The organism is Bacillus sp. z33, assembly GCF_058313615.1.
Genome location: NZ_JBZFQN010000001.1, coordinates 575,172 through 592,420 on the forward strand (window position 1 = coordinate 575,172; position 17,249 = coordinate 592,420).

General features: G+C 37.4%; 17 protein-coding genes. 3 read left to right on the plus strand and 14 right to left on the minus strand.

Translation table 11 applies throughout. From position 1 onward, the window contains the following. Positions 1-29: 29 nt before the first annotated feature. The 6 genes from AC4G3L_RS02645 to AC4G3L_RS02670 all read right to left on the minus strand — a co-directional run bounded on the left by AC4G3L_RS02645 (position 30) and on the right by AC4G3L_RS02670 (position 6,258). Positions 30-1,922: an ABC-F family ATP-binding cassette domain-containing protein gene (locus AC4G3L_RS02645; protein ID WP_491075427.1), complete on the minus strand. Its 1,893-nt coding sequence runs from the start codon at positions 1,920-1,922 to the stop codon at positions 30-32. Next, positions 1,919-2,545, minus strand: a complete 627-nt coding sequence (locus tag AC4G3L_RS02650) for an HD domain-containing protein (protein ID WP_491075428.1) — start codon at positions 2,543-2,545, stop codon at positions 1,919-1,921. The genes AC4G3L_RS02645 and AC4G3L_RS02650 overlap by 4 nt, the downstream gene beginning before the upstream one ends. Continuing rightward, complete coding sequence (locus AC4G3L_RS02655; RefSeq protein ID WP_491075429.1) at positions 2,530-3,369, minus strand: DegV family protein; 840 nt, start codon at positions 3,367-3,369, stop codon at positions 2,530-2,532. The genes AC4G3L_RS02650 and AC4G3L_RS02655 overlap by 16 nt, the downstream gene beginning before the upstream one ends. Positions 3,370-3,491: 122 nt before the next feature. Then, positions 3,492-3,968, minus strand: coding sequence for a glutathione peroxidase (locus tag AC4G3L_RS02660; protein WP_491076223.1), 477 nt, complete (start codon positions 3,966-3,968; stop codon positions 3,492-3,494). Between the two features lie 59 nt (positions 3,969-4,027). Further along, on the minus strand, positions 4,028-4,534 hold the full coding sequence (locus AC4G3L_RS02665) for a hypothetical protein (protein WP_491075430.1): 507 nt from the start codon (positions 4,532-4,534) through the stop codon (positions 4,028-4,030). A 35-nt stretch (positions 4,535-4,569) separates the two neighbouring features. Continuing rightward, positions 4,570-6,258 carry a formate--tetrahydrofolate ligase gene (locus AC4G3L_RS02670; protein WP_491075431.1) on the minus strand — a complete coding sequence of 563 codons (1,689 nt, stop codon included), beginning with the start codon at positions 6,256-6,258 and terminating at the stop codon, positions 4,570-4,572. 157 nt (positions 6,259-6,415) lie between these two features. Between AC4G3L_RS02670 and metA the strand changes: the two genes are divergently transcribed. Further along, on the plus strand, positions 6,416-7,321 hold the full coding sequence (gene metA / locus AC4G3L_RS02675) for a homoserine O-acetyltransferase MetA (protein WP_491075432.1): 906 nt from the start codon (positions 6,416-6,418) through the stop codon (positions 7,319-7,321). 122 nt (positions 7,322-7,443) lie between these two features. Here metA and AC4G3L_RS02680 read toward each other — a convergent pair whose 3' ends face one another. Further along, positions 7,444-8,430 (minus strand): HD-GYP domain-containing protein, encoded by a 987-nt coding sequence (locus AC4G3L_RS02680; RefSeq protein ID WP_491075433.1) that lies wholly within the window; start codon positions 8,428-8,430, stop codon positions 7,444-7,446. Between the two features lie 216 nt (positions 8,431-8,646). Between AC4G3L_RS02680 and cspD the strand changes: the two genes are divergently transcribed. After that, entirely contained in the window at positions 8,647-8,850 is a 204-nt protein-coding gene (cspD, locus tag AC4G3L_RS02685; RefSeq protein WP_491075434.1) for a cold-shock protein CspD, read from the plus strand. A gap of 21 nt (positions 8,851-8,871) precedes the next feature. On the opposite strand, the gene AC4G3L_RS02690 is transcribed toward cspD, so the two are convergent. Together AC4G3L_RS02690 and AC4G3L_RS02695 are read right to left on the minus strand one after the other, a co-directional pair. Beyond that, positions 8,872-9,087 (minus strand): zinc-finger domain-containing protein, encoded by a 216-nt coding sequence (locus AC4G3L_RS02690; RefSeq protein WP_491075435.1) that lies wholly within the window; start codon positions 9,085-9,087, stop codon positions 8,872-8,874. Positions 9,088-9,094: 7 nt separating this feature from the next. After that, positions 9,095-9,760 carry a reverse transcriptase-like protein gene (locus AC4G3L_RS02695; protein ID WP_491075436.1) on the minus strand — a complete coding sequence of 222 codons (666 nt, stop codon included), beginning with the start codon at positions 9,758-9,760 and terminating at the stop codon, positions 9,095-9,097. Positions 9,761-9,891: 131 nt separating this feature from the next. Between AC4G3L_RS02695 and AC4G3L_RS02700 the strand changes: the two genes are divergently transcribed. Beyond that, positions 9,892-10,287 carry a reverse transcriptase-like protein gene (locus AC4G3L_RS02700; protein ID WP_491075437.1) on the plus strand — a complete coding sequence of 132 codons (396 nt, stop codon included), beginning with the start codon at positions 9,892-9,894 and terminating at the stop codon, positions 10,285-10,287. 438 nt (positions 10,288-10,725) lie between these two features. On the opposite strand, the gene AC4G3L_RS02705 is transcribed toward AC4G3L_RS02700, so the two are convergent. The 5 genes from AC4G3L_RS02705 to AC4G3L_RS02725 form a co-directional block, all read right to left on the minus strand. Then, on the minus strand, positions 10,726-10,995 hold the full coding sequence (locus AC4G3L_RS02705; RefSeq protein WP_491075438.1) for a DUF6123 family protein: 270 nt from the start codon (positions 10,993-10,995) through the stop codon (positions 10,726-10,728). Between the two features lie 139 nt (positions 10,996-11,134). Continuing rightward, the gene (locus tag AC4G3L_RS02710; protein WP_491075439.1) at positions 11,135-11,599 is read right to left on the minus strand and encodes an NUDIX hydrolase; all 465 of its coding nucleotides are present in this window, start codon (positions 11,597-11,599) and stop codon (positions 11,135-11,137) included. A 158-nt stretch (positions 11,600-11,757) separates the two neighbouring features. Beyond that, positions 11,758-12,648 (minus strand): 5'-3' exonuclease, encoded by an 891-nt coding sequence (locus tag AC4G3L_RS02715; protein WP_491075440.1) that lies wholly within the window; start codon positions 12,646-12,648, stop codon positions 11,758-11,760. 89 nt (positions 12,649-12,737) lie between these two features. Further along, the gene (locus AC4G3L_RS02720; RefSeq protein WP_491075441.1) at positions 12,738-13,571 is read right to left on the minus strand and encodes a sulfurtransferase; all 834 of its coding nucleotides are present in this window, start codon (positions 13,569-13,571) and stop codon (positions 12,738-12,740) included. Next, positions 13,549-17,196, minus strand: a complete 3,648-nt coding sequence (locus AC4G3L_RS02725; RefSeq protein WP_491075442.1) for a dynamin family protein — start codon at positions 17,194-17,196, stop codon at positions 13,549-13,551. The genes AC4G3L_RS02720 and AC4G3L_RS02725 overlap by 23 nt, the downstream gene beginning before the upstream one ends. Positions 17,197-17,249 lie beyond the last annotated feature (53 nt).

Below are 17,249 nucleotides of genomic sequence, written 5' to 3' on the forward strand. Positions count from 1 at the left end.
ATTCATTAAAATATTTACATTCTGACGATTTAACCTTCTTGTATTTCTGATAAATAAGACCAACGTTCAATTAGATGCTCCAGCTCTTCATTTAATTGAATCTCTTCCTCAGCCAACTTATTCGCCAGTTCAAAGTCGCTGCCAGCTGTATTTAATTCGTGCGCGACTTCTTCCAATCGTTTTTCAACAGCTTCTATTTTTGCATCGATTCCTTCCCATTCTCTCATCTCATGATAGGAAAGCCTCTTTTTGGTTTTGGTTTCTTCTGTACGTTTTACTTTAGAGGTTATTTCTTTTTCAGTTGCGATTGCAGATTTATCCTGCTCCTGTTTCCATTCCAGATAATCACTAGCCTGCCCATAATATTTTTCTATATGGCCATTTCCGGTAAATACCCATAATGTATCACATGTTTTGTCCAAGAAGTATCGATCATGTGAAACGGTTATGACAACGCCGGGAAAATGCTGCAAGTATTCTTCTAAAACAGTTAATGTTTGAATGTCCAAATCATTTGTCGGTTCATCCAATAATAAGACATTTGGAGATTCCATCAATATTTTGAGCAGATAGAGCCTTTTTCTTTCACCGCCTGAAAGCTTTCCAATAACGGTCCCATGGGTATGCGGTTCAAACAGAAAACGCTCAAGCATTTGTGCGGCTGAAATTCGCTCTCCATCTGCCAGCGTAACTGCTTCACTTGTCTCTCTAATATACTCAATCATCCGCTTATTAAGCGGTAATTCTTCATTTTCCTGAGTATAATACCCGACTAAAACGGTTGATCCCCGATCTATAGACCCCGCACTTATCGGTTCTACACCCGCGAGCAGTCTTAATATCGTCGTTTTCCCACTGCCATTAGCTCCGAGGATCCCAATCCGATCACCTTTTTGCAAGATTGCAGAGAATTGATCTATTAACAATTTATCCTCATAAGATTTTGAAAGGCCAGACAGCTCCAACACTTTTTTACCCAATCGGGTGGAGGCGACATCCAAGGTTAATTCCTCAGTGTTTTTCCCGGATTTTGCTTCTTCCTGTATGGATTCAAAACGTTGAATTCTAGCTTTTTGTTTGGTTGTTCTTGCTTTGGCACCTTTACGCATCCAGGCCAATTCCTGCTGAAAAAGCCTTGATAGTTTATGTGTGGATTTCGCTTCCATTTCGTCTCGTATCGCTTTGATTTCTATAAACTTCTCATAATTTCCATCAAATGAATGCAATTCACCCTTATCAAGCTCCCAAATCTTTTTAGTCACCGCATCGAGAAAATATCGATCATGGGTAACGAACAAAACTGAGCCTTGATATCCTTGGATGTATTCCTGCAGCCACTGAATGCTATCATAATCAAGATGGTTCGTAGGCTCATCCAGAATGAGTAAATCTGCTTTTTCCATTAATGCTTTAGCTAAAGCACAACGCTTTTTTTGGCCTCCGGATAAAGATCCCATTTTTGCATTAAGATCTTTTATTCCAAGCTTATTTAACATAATTTGCGCATTCGAATGGATTTCCCATCCTCCATTTGCATCCATTTCAGCCTGCAAATGAAACATGTTATCAAGAAGTGCCGAATCATTTGGCGACTCCTTAATACGTTCCAATAATTCCTCGTATTTTCGGACAGTCTGAAAAACAGGTGAATCATTTCTATAAATAAAGGCTAATACCTTCTCTTCTTCATTTACTTCAACATTTTGTCCAAGGTAGGAAATTCGATAATCCTTTGGTTTATCCACCATCCCGGCGTCCAATTCTTCAATACCGGCGATTATTTTTAACAAAGATGATTTCCCAGTCCCATTTAAACCGATTAAACCAATCTTTTCATTTTCACTGATGGTGAACTCAATATTCTTAAAGAGGGTTTTCTCTCCATATTCTTTTTTTACGTCTATTCCTTTTAAAACTTTCATTCAATCAATTCCTTTTTAAACTGTTCTAAGAATAACAGGATAAATTGATGACGATCCTCTGCCATCTTTTGTGCGGTACCTGTATTCATCAAGTTCTTTAATAGTAGTAATTTATCATAAAAATGCGTGTAAGTACTAGAGGCAGAATCATCGTTTGGTATATAAATAGGTTGCCCTTTATAGCCGCCATATGTAAAAGCGCGCGCTATCCCAATCGCTCCAAGTGCATCTAATCGATCTGCGTCCTGTACAATTGCTGCTTCAGGAGATAATTCCTCTTTCAAGCCCTCCCTGAATGATATACTGGCAACATCTTTTTTTATCTTATCAATAATGGCTTTATTCTTCACATTTGATTCAAGCCAATCACTCAGAATCTCATCTCCCGCTTTTTTTGTCCCATTCAGTTTGGAATCAGAGATATCATGCAGGAGGGCAATCAATTCGATTAGTTCTGGGTCACCCGTTTGTTCTGTCTGGCAGATGAGTAATGACAGCTTCCTGACGCGATTCATATGATGCCAATCATGCCCGGTCGTATCGGTTAAGAATCTTTTTTTCACGAATCCTTCAGCTGCTTCAATCACTTTTTGCATAGCAAACTCCTTTACTTTTCCATCCATCCAATTCCAACCGTTTCCACGCCTGCATGAAGACATAGCGCAGTTCCAAGCGGATGGATCGTAACTGCTATTTCCTTATTCAGCCTATCAACCATTTGGGACCAATCATTTGTTTGGCTGATATGTTTCCCATACAGCATAAATACTTCATCAATTTGGCACAACTCAAGTGATTCTTTTAAATAGGATTGAATCCTTTCAGTTGCCTTTTTCCACGTACGAACCTTGGTCTTAATGTGCATGCTTCCGTCCTGGAAGGTCACAATTGGTTTTATATGAAGAAGGCTTCCCAAATAATAATTAGATGTGTTCAGTCTGCCGCTATTATGCAGCTGCTGAAGTGAACCAATCCATACAAATACTTTTAATTTTGATTTCATGTCATGTATAGCTTCAACTACTGCCTTGGGTTCATAAAAATTTTCCCATATTTTAATAGCTTTCTTTATTAAAAATGTCATTGGATAGGAAAGGAAATGAGTATCTACATTATAGACAGGAATATTAACCATTTCTGCCGCCTGAATACTTGCAGAATATGTACCGCTCAATTTAGCAGAAATATGAAAGGAAAATATGAAATCATACGTTTCAGCAAGCTGATTATATAGATTTTTAAAATCACCGACAGATGGCTGTGATGAGGTAAGCGCGGACCCTTTATCCATTTGCTGCACCAACTCATCCGTTGTTATATCCACACCATCCAAATATGAATGACCATCAACTACAATGTGAACCGGTAGAATATACACATCCTTATTGGCTTTAAGTTCATCGTCTAAAACAGCTGAACTGTCTGTTACCCAGGCTACTCTTTTCATAGTACTCCCCCACCATTCAGGAATATAGAACACAGATAAATGATGTTTACCCTATTATAACCAAAAGTTTTTTCAAAAAGATACAAATATAAAACCCCTCCACCCGAATGGAGAGGTCCGTCCTATAATAAATCATTAATGCTTTTCTCTACTTCAGACAGTTTTGTGGACGGGGCGAATCGTTTCACAATCGTACCCTTGCGATCAATGAGAAATTTTGTGAAATTCCATTTGATTGCTTTCGAACCCATCATACCAGGTGCCTGTTCGGTTAAGTAGGTAAATAAGGGGTGTGCTTGGTCTCCTCTGACATCCACTTTAGAAAACATGGGGAAAGTGATGCCATAATTTGTTCGACAGAACGAATGGATCTCCATGTCATCGCCTGGCTCCTGATTCATAAATTGGTTGCACGGAAATCCCAGGACAACCAAGCCCTGACTCTTGTACTTTTGATATAAATCTTCCAACTCTTTGTATTGCGGTGTAAATCCACATTTACTGGCTGTATTAACAATTAGCAAGACTTTATCCGTATATTGTTCAAAGGAGATTTCATCTCCATTAATTAAGTTTGCCTTAAAATCATATATATTCATCATCTTCACTCCCGCTGAAATTACATCACCGATTCATTATTGTTTTTATACTTGAAGAACTAGGCATCTGTTTTTAGTATATGCAGGACTTGTTTTACATAGGAATGCAGCTGATCAATTTCATCCTCGTATAACGGTTTATCCTGTTTGATTTCAATTGTTACGAAAGGATCTTCATGCTTAAATCCAATTGGTGTATGTTTAAAAACCCTATAGGTGTAGCCTTTATCCCATATTTGTTTTAAAACATGAATATTGCGGAGAGGGTGTTCAGGATCAATATACCTGAATTTAATTTTAAGATCGCATCCCGGCTCGCGTTTTGTTATAGAAGTAAGTTTTTCTGATGAAAAAGATTGTAAACCTGCACTTAAGGATAACGTGCATTCCACCGCTTTTTCTTTTGACGTTTCAAGTCTGGTGCTAATCTCAAATATTCGCGACATATAAGCCAAATCGACATAGTCATGCCTGTCAATAATGGCAAGCTCGCCCTCCAAGTCCAAGTCATAAAAAGCACCTTCTACGACTACTTTCAGGTTTTCAAAAACAGATGGATCAAACATTAGATCACCCCCGATTAATAGATTTAGTCATCCGATTAAAAAAGTCCTGCTGCATTGCCACTTTCATCAACATCCATCTTTAAGGCTGCCGGGCTTTTTGGCAATCCGGGCATAGTCATAATATCCCCGGTAAGTACCACAATAAATCCAGCTCCAATAGAAGGTTTTAGTTTTTTAATATACAATGTAAATCCCTCAGGCCTTCCTAGCAATTGAGGATTGTCAGATAAAGAGTATTGAGTTTTGGCCATACAAACAGGGAGTTCTCCCCATCCCTCTGCTTCGTATTTTTCCATTTGTTTCAGAGCATCAGGAGAATATTCGATTTTTTGGGCTCCATATACAATTTTAGCTACTTTTTCAATCTTTTGCTGAAGGGAATCCGATGGTTCATACAAACGTTTGAATGTATTGGCTTTTTTCATCATAAGTTCTTCCAATTTAGTAGCGAGATCTATACCACCCTGTCCACCTTTTTCCCATACTTCTGTTAATGAATAAGGTAAACTATACTTCTCACATAAAGAGTTAAATAACTCCACTTCTGCTTCAGTATCAGCAGAAAATTTATTTAAAGCTACAATATATGGCAAACCGAAAGCCTGAATGGTTTCACTATGCTTTATTAAATTCTGAAAACCTTTTTCTAATGCCTTTAGATTTTCTTCTTTAAGTTTATCCGAGTTTACTCCACCATGCATTTTTAAGGCTCTTAACGTAGCTACAATGACAACGGCATCCGGTCTAATATCCGCCGCTTTTGTCTTAATATTCAGGAATTTCTCCCCACCCAAATCAGCTCCAAATCCCGCTTCTGTCACACAATAATCTGCCAGTTTAAGGGCTGTTTTTGTGGCAAGCACGCTATTGCATCCATGTGCTATATTCGCAAATGGACCGCCATGAATAAGGGCCGGGGTATGTTCAATGGTCTGAACTAAATTAGGCTTTAATGCTTCTTTCAGCAATAAAGTCAATGCTCCTTCCACCCCTAAATCAGATACATAAACAGGCTTATCATGATAGTTATATCCAATCATAATTTTACCTAATTTATTTTTTAAATCGTCTAAGTCTATCGCAAGGCACAAAATGGCCATTATTTCAGAAGCAACGGTGATATCAAAGCCATCTTCACGCGGTATCCCGTGCTTGTCCCCGCCAAGACCGATGACAATATGGCGAAGGGAGCGGTCATTCATATCAAGAACCCTTTTCCAAATGATTTTACGTGGGTCAATTTGTAGTTCATTTCCCTGGTGAATATGATTATCTATCAGAGCAGCCAGTGCATTATTTGCTGTCGTAATAGCATGAAGATCTCCAGTAAAGTGCAGATTTATTTCATCCATCGGCAGCACCTGCGAATAACCGCCGCCAGTTGCTCCCCCCTTAACTCCCATAACAGGACCGAGGGAAGGTTCTCTCATCGCAATCATTGATTTCTTGCCAAGAAGCGAAAAAGCATCTCCTAAACCAACGGTTACTGTTGATTTTCCTTCCCCTGCTTTAGTAGGGTTAATAGAAGTGACAAGAATTAATTTTCCGTCCTTTTTTGTACTTCTAGTTTTTAAAACGTCCAGAGAAATCTTCCCTTTATATTTACCGTATGCTTCCCAATCGTCCTCATTTAAGCCAATGGTTTTAGCAATTTCTTTAATGGGTTTCATTTTTGCATTTAATGCAATCTCAATATCACTTTTTATAACTGTGTTTAAATTCATGTTGTCCCCCCTAAACAATAGTCATAATTAGTTTAACAAAAAATATATATCAAACGCACATTATTATTTACAACCTCATGAAAATATGAATACAATAGGTAGTATTATTCTATTATTCCAAATATTTTAAACAATTATAAACAGGGAGGTCCATATCTTGCCAATTACTATTCCAAATAAATTACCAGCCAGACACATTTTGGAAGAAGAAAATATTTTTGTAATGGATGATAAACGTGCACACCATCAGGATATACGACCTTTAACAATTCTTATTTTAAATTTAATGCCAGAAAAAGAGAAAACTGAAATACAACTATTGCGGTTACTCGGAAATACTCCTTTGCAAGTTAATATTACCTTTTTAAGGATGAAAACACATGAAAGTAAAAATACATCCCATTCACATTTAGAGCGATTTTACTCAACCTTTCATGAAATATCGGACAAGCGTTTTGATGGCTTAATCATCACAGGCGCTCCCGTTGAGAAAATGGAGTTCGAGAGAGTGAATTATTGGAGTGAACTAGTGGAAATTATGGATTGGTCAAAAAAACATGTAACATCCTCTCTCCATATATGCTGGGGAGCTCAAGCTGCTCTATATCATCATTTTGGAGTATCAAAGCAAGTATTAAACAAGAAATGCACTGGTATTTACAAGCATAAAGTCCTGCAGCCATATGAAAGCCTTGTGAGAGGGTTTGATGATGTTTTTTTCGCTCCACATTCAAGATATACAGATGTTGAAGAACAAAAAATAAAAAATCATGAAGATTTGATTGTCCTGGCAGAATCTGATGAGGCTGGTTTATTTTTGATCGCCTCTAGGGACAAACGGTTAATCATGGTAACCGGTCATCCGGAATATGAGGTTACAACACTTGCTCAGGAATATAGACGGGACTTAGCGAAGGGACCACTTGCCCCCATACCTGAAAATTATTTTCCTGATAATGACCCCGATTCGCTGCCTTTTCACACTTGGAAAAGCCACGCCAGCCTTCTATTTTCAAATTGGCTGAACTATTATGTTTACCAGACAACCCCATATCAGTGGTAATTATTTAAAATGGTTAATGTAAAAAAGACAGCGATGGGTAGTGACCCCTAAAAGTTAGTTTTTTTTATTCTAACTTTTGGGGTGCGGCACCATGTGTGCTGTCTTTTTTCGATATATGATTATTAAACTTCATTGATGATTTTAACAATTTCTATTTCCGGGAATGCCATTAAGTCAATGATCCCTCTCTCTGTCTTCACTAGAGACTTGAGTGGATTATAACGATTTAGGAGAAGGATCCACCCGCATTCACCATTGCTCAATTTTACTTTTTTCCCCACAAGAGCCTGGAGCAATCCCTCCATGAAAACCAATAAAATATGGGCGTCTAATCTTCCATATATATCATTTTGCATTTGTTCGATGATTAAATAAAACGGAGTTGCTTCATGATAAACTCTTTCTGAAGACATAGCATGATAGATATCGGCAATGGCTACAATTTTAGAGAAATAATGAATTTGATCTCCTCTCAAGCCAGAAGGATATCCCATCCCATCCTCTCTTTCATGATGCTGGAGAGCAACAATGCCGGCTGAATCTGGAATCGTATTCAATCCACTTAATAATTCATGGCCATAGACAGTATGCTTCATCATTATAGTGTATTCCTTAGATGTTAGCTTACCTGTTTTATTTATAATTTCTTCAGGAATCATGGTTTTTCCGATATCATGCAATACTGCGCCAACCATCAATTCTTCAAGCTCTCCTGAAGTCAGTCTCAGCCAATTCCCAATAATGCCGGACAGAATTCCAACACATATGGAATGCCAGTAAGTATACTCCTCTTTACTTTTATTTTGATGAAGTAACTCAAAAATTCTGGGACTGGATGAAGCATTCTTTATAACTGGGATAATCTCCTGCCTGATTCGCCTAACAGATTCTATTCCATTCCTATTTATATCATTAAAAATATTGCGAAAGTCACTGCATGCTTGATCCATACTTAAAGATACCTCTGCTATCGGCATTGATCGCACTTGCTCATCCCTTTTCTTAGCAGATAATTTTCCCTCTATATTTCCCCTTAAATCTTTTAGCAATTGGTCCGTATAGACCGTTTCCAAAAGATAATTAGATAAACCTTTTTGACGTGTATCCATCAGGTCCCCCCGAAAATATAATCCGCTTGTTTTTAACAAATTATACCATACTTATCTACCCATTCTCCAAATTCATAAAATTTTCAAAAATTTTTTAAAATCCATTTTGACACCGGATATTTGAATGTTGTATATTGAGATTATCATGGCTTATCTAAAAGTTATGATAAATAGTAATTGGCACAAAGTGGCCACAGTTTTAGGAGGAATAGTTTTATGCAAAACGGTAAAGTGAAATGGTTTAACAATGAAAAAGGTTTTGGTTTTATCGAAGTTGAAGGCGGAGAAGATGTATTTGTTCATTTTACAGCAATTCAAGGTGAAGGATACAAATCTTTAGAAGAAGGCGAAGAAGTTACTTTCGAAATCGTTGATGGAGAAAGAGGACCACAAGCAACTAACGTTCAAAAAGTTCAATAAGGAACCAAAATTAACAGCCGTCTACTGAATAGGCGGCTGTTCTGTATTTTGATTTAAATTTGCTCCAATTTGTTTCAATGATTCACCAACCGTGCACTGATTAATACAGAAGCGGTGTGCATAAGTGCGACCATTATCAAGGACATTTTGTTTGTGTAAAAAGCAACCCTCACAATACATGTTCAATAATGAATCGACTTGTTTTAGCATGGCCTTTTTCCTTTTTTTCTTTTTCATAGACCTGTCACCCCATGTTTGGTAATTCAATTTGGCTGTCTATCTTGATGTCTTCAAGTGCCTGAGTTGCCAACCGATGCGTTTCTTCATTTTCTTTTCTTGGAATCGCCATGACCTCGACATGTAATCCAAGATCTTTAAGTTTTTGTTCAATCCGATCCAACCACTTATTCAAATTTTCCTCATAACAGGGCCATTCTCCTGTTAATTGTTTCAAAACAACTTGAGAATCACCTTTAATCATAATTTTTTGATGCTTCACACCCAATTGCTCCAACTTTTGGACAGCTGCCAGCAACGCACAATATTCTGCCTCATTATTGTTTTCGATATAATCAAAACGCTCATTGTTACGCAAACGGTATTTTTTATTGTTTTGAGTGTAATAGATTGCAATACCCGCCCCTGCAATCGTTTCACCCGGTTTATGGCTTCCATCAAAATAGATGGTGACATTTTGAGGTGACCCATCAATATCTTCCGTTAACTTCTGAAATTGTTTCCTGGTCCATTCCTGACCAAGTTCATCAATAATAATGAGTTCACGCAATCTTCCGGTACTTTCTAAATCATTGGCAATTTTTAAAGCAAACTGGCTATCCAATTCTTCTGATGTAAACGTTACCGAAGGCATTTTCGATTTATGGTACACCCACTTCAATATTACTTTCATTTCTTTCTTCCTTTCCGGTCCGAAATCCTAATTACATACCTATATATAAATTATCCTGATGACATAAAAACTATTACTGTAGACAATTGATAAAAACTGATGTACCTTTTATTTTGAAAGGATGTTTTTGTATGATAGAAGTATATGTGGACGGCGCAGCAAAAGGAAATCCAGGTCCAAGCGGTGCTGGTATTTTTATAAAAGCAGATGGAGAAGTCTATCGGTATTCCATACCCCTTGGCATCAAAAATAACCATGAAGCTGAATATCTGGCTCTCATTCATGCTTTGAAAATATGCCTGGATAGAAAGTATGAAGTGATTTCTGTTCGTACAGATTCAAAGCATGTCGCTGATGCAATGGAAAAAGAGTATGTTAAAAAAGAGCCATATAGACAATTACTTAATCAGGCTCTGGAGCTTTCGTCACAATTCAGTTTATTCTTCATCAAATGGATACCTGAGTCCCAGAATAAATCAGCTGACCAGTTATCTCGTAAAGCAGTGCAAATGAATGAGGCTGAGTAAAGCACTTGATCAATGATTTTGAAAATCCAGACAAAATGAATGTACCCTGACCTCTTTATTGTGAGGTCTTTTATTTTGCAATTGTAAAACATTAGCAGACTTCCCGAACCTCAAGCATTTGTGGCAAATCTTTATAACGTTATTATTCACTCTGACTTACCCTATAACCGTTCGCCAATCATATATATGATCATCTTTAAATTAGTGGAGCTATATCTAAAATAAAAAAGACATCTTTTTAAATGTCTTTTCTCTACCCTATACTCATCCATCTACTGTTAAAACCATTATAACCAGTCCCCATTTTCTTATTAATGGGATACCTTTAAAAAAGTTTAGTGCAAGAATGACATCCATTGTGATGAATTAACCAATGGGACTTTAAGTTATTATAATCAGAATCACTTAAAAGAACCTTACCCTGATATAATAAGGTAACTACGATACTTGTAATCCAAGTTTTTCCATTATATGATCCGCTTCTTTTCTGTTAGTGATTTTACTATTAACTAATGTTTCTAGTAAGGATATATAAAACCCGCCATCAAATCTCTTTTGAGCCTTTAATGTATATTCTAACGCTATACTTACGATCCAGTCTGGTGCTGAAGTTAACTGTTTTCCAAAATAGATAAATCCTATTGCCTCTTCTCCAAGTTTAAAGCCTTTTGAAGATAACATACATATATAATCTTCTAATTTTTCCATGTATCCCCAAACACACTCCTTGTTTAAAGTACTCTATCATTGTAAAACATTTTTCATAAGTTGGATATAGCTTTTTGTCGAATTATCTGAAAGTGATGATCCCTCTCTTCTCTTTTCATAAATCTAAAGAGAATCTGTTTTATTTATGCGCGACATGTTTAGATAGATATTCATCTATAATTTTTTTGTGACTTTTGACGATTTTTTGCGGTAGCTCATCAGGATAGAAGTATTCAAATTTTATCGATTCACGATCATCTACATTTAGTTCACCTGTATATTCATCTGTATAATACGCTACCGTTACGCAATAAAATTCATCACCGTTTTCAACCTTAACAAAATAATCCGATCCTGAATAAACATTTATAAAATGAAGCTTGCCTACCTTAAGGCCAGTCTCTTCCTCGACTTCTCGTCTGGCCACTTCCTCAGTCGTTTCTCCCAATTCCATTAATCCGACAGCCAGCCCCCATGATTCCATGGGAAATTTCCTTTGTTGCAATAATAATCTGCCCTTTTCATCTATAATAACCGCAACCGAACCGACTAAAATCAATGGTCGATGGCCAACAATCGCTCTCAGGTCTTCAATATACCCCACTTCACATCTCCTCCTTTGTCATTCTATGCTGCTTGCTATCAAATATAGTAAATGTTATACCGTTTATTTTGTATGTTTGAATGAATCAAAAGGATAAAAAAATACGAGCTTTAAACCCTTAGGTATAAAGCTCGATTGTTTACGGATACAGTCATCTTTTAACTGACACGAATTTTAAGTTCCAAGTCATCCAGCTCACTTGCCAATATGTCATAATCGATATCAAACATTAGATGATCATGAGTCCAATCCTCAAATACATCTATTTGGCAAATAATTTGGGCTAATTCTTTACTGATAAAGGCCGACTCCTGTCCGGCAGCCAGTTTCTTTTTACATCGATTGAATTTTGGATCTAATAATTCCAGCTGTTCATAGACACCTTCAAGTGTTTGATAATGCTGAATAAGTGGCAGAGCTGTCTTTTCACCGATACCCGGACAACCAGGAATATTATCACTTGTATCCCCCAGTAACGCTTTAACATCCACCCATTGCGCAGATTCGATTCCAAAATCCTCGCGGAAATGATCAATTGTATAAACCTTGTCACCCGTCTTACTTGCGATTATTTGGCTCGTATTCTCATTCAGCAATTGAAAGAGATCGCGATCATTACTGTATATGAAGCATTTTCCCATGTTACTTGCGCTCCACATAGTAGAGATCGTGCCTATCACATCATCTGCTTCATAGGATGGTACAGACAGTTGCGGAACACCAATCCGTTCCAGACTCGAACGCAGTGTCTCATATTGCATGATTAACGGTGCAGGCAATTCTCCGCGTGTTGCTTTATAAAAATCAAATTTCTGTCTGCGGGATGATTCCTCACGCTTCACATCCCATGCTACCCCTAAATGAGTGACTTGATGTGTTTTAATGAGGCTGAACATTTTTTGAAAAAATACCCGTAACGCATTCGTATAGACCCCGTTTTTATTTCTATATAGTTGATCTTCCGTTTTTCCGTAAGCAGTCGCAAAATAACCTCTGCTAAGTAAGTTGAAACCATCTATTAATAATAATGAATTGTTATTTTCACTCATCCTAATCCCCCTGCAATCTGACTCCATGTTATCAGATTGTAACACATCCTGGTTTCATTCTCCTCTAAAAAAATTCCCATCAAACCAATTTATTGGTCAGTTTTTATTTCACTTTCAGGATAGGATATCCAATCACTAAAACTGCCGGCATATAGTTTTACATTCATAAAACCAGCTTCCTTAAGTGCAATAAAATTTGGAGTGGCTGTAATGCCGGAACCGCAATACACAATGATTGGTTCATCCTTCTGTAAATGTTCAAAACGTTTTTCCATCTCTGCTTCAGACAAATACTTGCCATCCCTAAAATTTTCGGTCCAAACCATATTAATTGCGTCTGGTATATGCCCGGCTTTATGATCAATCGGCTCATGCTTGCCTTTATACCGTTCGGATTCTCTTGAATCAATCAAATAGCCATGCCGATTACTTTCTGTCCACTCCTTTACCTCAAGATAAGTGGCTAAGAGATTCTTGTTTGCAGATGGCATATAATCGGACGGAGTGGGTTTGGGGATATTTGGTGTTACTGGATACCCTTTCTTGAGCCAAGCTTTTAATCCTCCATTCAGGACATATACATGATCATAGCCGTAATACTGAGCTAACCAAAGGAAACGTCCTGCAAAAGCTCCTTCCCCTCCATCATAGGCAATTACGATGGAATGCTCCTCTATTCCGGCAACTTTCATTTTTTCGATAAACTCTTTTCTGCCAGGGATAGGATGTCTGCCGCCATGTTTTGAAACAGGCCCGGATAAATCCTGAGCGACATCCATAAAAAACGCACCAGGTATATGGAGCTCCCTGTACTTTTCTCTTCCCAACTTTACATTTGACAAACTGAATTGGCAATCAATCACACGCACATGATTATGATTCAAATGATCAAAGAGCCACTCAGGTTCTTTTACCAGCTGCAAGCTCATTCTCCTTTCCTGATTCCAAAATCAGCTTAATTTTCCTCTCTGACTCCAAGTACATTTCCGTATTCGCTTGCTTATTCAAAGTCATTTCCATACCCTTCAATCGTTCCATTCCTTCCATTTTCATTTCGTCAATCAAAGAAAGGCTCAAATAATGAATGGCTTTTTCAAAGTGGCTTATTAACTTAATCTGCTGTTCAGAATAGTAAACGTTGAGTTGTTCATTTAATCTACTCAAAAAGGCATCCGATAATAATTTCCTGCCATTCCTTTCAAAAAATTGTTGTGTTCCTTTAAAAATTTTCAATTCTTCTTTAAAATGGTCTGCCGTTAGATTGGGGAGCACTCTTTCCGTTCTATATTCAGATTCAATTGCTATATTCGGTTCACTGAATGACCAATCTTTGTGGATAGATTGAATATCTTTAACCAACTCGATATAGGCATCCTGTATGCTTTTTCTCATCATGACTTCTAACCGTAACGATGTAGCCTGTATTTCATTCTCTAATTCGATTCGTATTTGATCAAGCAGTCGGTTCGTACACATTATAAGGGATTGACGATTATCCTTTAACGTACCTGGGTTAAAAATTTCTCTGAAATAATTCGAGAAGTTCAGGTTGATCCGTTGCTTACTAAAATGAATCAGCTCTTCTGTTTCCTGTTTCATTTGGGCTACTTGATGATTAAATGTTTTTTCATTTAATTTATCTAGGACTTGTTCCCAGTCTTCATGCAATTCGGCACGCCTTTTTACCTTTTGCTCCTGACTTTCACTCGACAGTTCAACCAGACGGCTCGTAAGCTGTAGCGTTTTTTTCAAATCCTTCTCGCCTGCATGAATTAATATCCCTTTTAGTTCGTGTTGAATGAATGTATAAAAAGATGATTCAAAAAAAGTAAACAGCTTGGTATATTCCTCATTCTCTTGATTGAATACGCCGGTCCTTCGTTGAAGTTCTGCCCGGCTTGAAATCGGATATATACGCGGATTATGGATGCCAGATGTCTGTAATTCACTCCGTAAGTAACCCTCAACCAACTTCCTCTCATCCAAATTCTCAGCTAAATCTGCCGCATTTAAAAGAAAGAACATCTTGTCCATACTGAATGAATCCTTTACCCGTCCAAGTTGATCAAGAAAATTACGGTCTGCTCGGGAAAATGGGTGATTATAATACGTAATAAAACAAATGGCATCCGAATGTTTTATATAATTGAATGACGTACCTGTATGTCTAGCATTAACAGAGTCCGCTCCAGGTGTGTCTACTAAAATAATCCCTTTACGAGTTAGGTCGCAATCATAATATAAATCTATGCGTTCAATAAAGCATGATTTTGACTCGTCCGTTGCAAATTCAGGAAACTCTTCAATTGACACTGTAAAATTTTTACCAAGGTTTTCTTCAAATGAATCGATCCCCTCGATAAAGGCCTCTAGGAAAGAAACCTTCAGGCCAAGTGCATAACTTTGTTTCTTCAGCATGATTTTCGCCTGTTTTTTTGCCATTGCTATATCTTGTACTTTCAAACCACTCTCAGACATCAGCTCATTTAAATCATCCAGCAGCATTGCCTCTGTTTTAGCATGAATGATCGCTGTACCGTGCTTATAAATATCGGTTGGCGGCAAAATTCGATTAATCACCGCGGTCGTAGGATTCGGCGATACTGGTAAAACATTTGCTCCGAGGAGCGCATTGGCGAATGATGATTTTCCAGCGCTGAAAGCACCAAATAGCGCTAGAGTATAGGTTTGATTCAGCAAAGAATCTGCACGATTTTTCAGTTCCTGCGCGAGCTTTTCCATACCCGGCAGCTGGATAATCGCCTGGGATGCGTTTTGCAGCTTTAGAGCCATTTGCTCCGGAGTATAGACAGATTTCGTCTGCTCAATATCCGTCGAAACCATATTCTCATTTGGTTCGGGTTCTTTGCTCAGAAGCTCTTTATGATTCATCTCCACTATAGTCTCAGCTATCTGTTGGCCCTGGAGGAAGGTCATTACTTCTGTCATCGGATACTTGGAACGTTTCGTTAATTCAGCTTTTATTTTATCCTTATATTTCCGTTGATTAGACAATTCTACTTGCCATTCCTGCCAGATTTTTTGAAGATTAGACTGTTCGGACTTTAATTCCTCTTCAATCTGATTCATACGTTGCTCCCTTTCCTCTTCCCAAAGGTTCCCCAAGGTTTCAAAGAGAGTTAACGCTTTTTTACCTGCTTCTTTTTTTATGGAGCCTGCCAAGTCTTTTGAAAAGTTCAGCACCAAATCCCCAGTAACAGAAGCAAGCGATTCCATCTGGATAAAATCCTCGTATGGAATCGTGTAGTCATAAGATTGGATGATATCTAAACCTTCTTGTTTTTGCCCCGGATAGTCATTCATCATTCTTTGAAAATAGTCATTAAGATTCCATAAAATCGTAGATTCTGTCTGCTGTTTAATCGTTTGAATCAAATCCAGCTTACGCTTTCCTTTTTCCTGTTCTGTTTTACTTTTTCCGAATAATCTCCCAACTTTAAAGGACGAAACATTAGATTCTAGATAGGCTTTTGCCAATTCTCTTGTTTCATAAGGAGTAATATTGCTATTCTCGATAATATGGCCAATTTGTTCGTCAAATACACTTTCTTCTTGATCACGAAAATCAATTATACTTTTACTGAACACTTCAGCAGAATCAATTAATTCTATAAGGTGTTGGTTCTGATTGTCCTGCAACTGATGTTCCAGGTGATTTCTTGCTCGATTGGAATCTGTTTCTTTCCAATTTAAATGCTCGGTCATCAATTGATCAAGAAGTACCTTCACATCGTAAGCCGGTGGAAGACTAGCCAATTCAGATATTTTTTCAATTACTTGATCTACTTGATTATATGGATGTTTCTCTTCCTTCATAGTGGTAAAATAGAATTCTTCAACGGAGATATCCCATTCCTTAAAAGCTTGCTTTACACTTTGTTTGAGTGAAATAAATGAAAGTTCATCTTCATTATGTTTGTCAATTTGATTAATGATGACAAATATACGTTTCCCCATTCGCGCAAGATCCCGTGTGAACTGAAAATTTATTTCAGATTGTATATGATTGTAATCGGTCACATAAAAAACCGCATCAGCCAAATGGAATGAAGAGGCAGCCGATAGTTCATGAGCTTCATCTGTTGAGTCAATTCCTGGAGTATCCAATAACACTAACTGGTCACTGTATGGAAAATTCTGAATCCTTAGCTCAATTTTTTGTATAGATTCACCGTTTCTCGCAAATTCCTTAATCCTGTTAAAATCGATTGGCGGCTGAAAGACTAAACATTTTTCATTATTTAAGAAGACTCTTGCTTCGCCATCTCCGCTTCGTATTTTAACAATATTGGCACTCGTAGGAATTGGACTGGAAGGTAAAATTGCCTGTTTCAAAATATAATTAATGAGAGTAGATTTTCCGGCTGAAAAATGTCCGCAAAATGCTAAACTATATTCATTTTCATTTACTTTATTCATAATATCAGTGATTTTTTGTGCTCGAACCTGATCTCCATCTTGTTCAAAGTACTTATAAATTGCGTAAAGCTGACTTAGTGTTGCTCCCCTTGTATGCGCTGTCATCATTATCCCCTTACTTGAATTCATTATCTTTTTTATTTTAGCGAAAATTGAGATAA

Bases quoted from the DNA above. Each gene is read 5' to 3' on its own strand.
- AC4G3L_RS02645 (WP_491075427.1), bottom strand. From the start codon at position 1,922: ATGAAAGTTTTAAAAGGAATAGACGTAAAAAAAGAATATGGAGAGAAA.
- AC4G3L_RS02650 (WP_491075428.1), bottom strand. From the start codon at position 2,545: ATGGATGGAAAAGTAAAGGAGTTTGCTATGCAAAAAGTGATTGAAGCA.
- AC4G3L_RS02655 (WP_491075429.1), bottom strand. From the start codon at position 3,369: ATGAAAAGAGTAGCCTGGGTAACAGACAGTTCAGCTGTTTTAGACGAT.
- AC4G3L_RS02660 (WP_491076223.1), bottom strand. From the start codon at position 3,968: ATGAATATATATGATTTTAAGGCAAACTTAATTAATGGAGATGAAATC.
- AC4G3L_RS02665 (WP_491075430.1), bottom strand. From the start codon at position 4,534: ATGTTTGATCCATCTGTTTTTGAAAACCTGAAAGTAGTCGTAGAAGGT.
- AC4G3L_RS02670 (WP_491075431.1), bottom strand. From the start codon at position 6,258: ATGAATTTAAACACAGTTATAAAAAGTGATATTGAGATTGCATTAAAT.
- AC4G3L_RS02680 (WP_491075433.1), bottom strand. From the start codon at position 8,430: ATGGATACACGTCAAAAAGGTTTATCTAATTATCTTTTGGAAACGGTC.
- cspD (WP_491075434.1), top strand. From the start codon at position 8,647: ATGCAAAACGGTAAAGTGAAATGGTTTAACAATGAAAAAGGTTTTGGT.
- AC4G3L_RS02690 (WP_491075435.1), bottom strand. From the start codon at position 9,087: ATGAAAAAGAAAAAAAGGAAAAAGGCCATGCTAAAACAAGTCGATTCA.
- AC4G3L_RS02695 (WP_491075436.1), bottom strand. From the start codon at position 9,760: ATGAAAGTAATATTGAAGTGGGTGTACCATAAATCGAAAATGCCTTCG.
- AC4G3L_RS02700 (WP_491075437.1), top strand. From the start codon at position 9,892: ATGATAGAAGTATATGTGGACGGCGCAGCAAAAGGAAATCCAGGTCCA.
- AC4G3L_RS02705 (WP_491075438.1), bottom strand. From the start codon at position 10,995: ATGGAAAAATTAGAAGATTATATATGTATGTTATCTTCAAAAGGCTTT.
- AC4G3L_RS02715 (WP_491075440.1), bottom strand. From the start codon at position 12,648: ATGAGTGAAAATAACAATTCATTATTATTAATAGATGGTTTCAACTTA.
- AC4G3L_RS02725 (WP_491075442.1), bottom strand. From the start codon at position 17,196: ATGATGACAGCGCATACAAGGGGAGCAACACTAAGTCAGCTTTACGCA.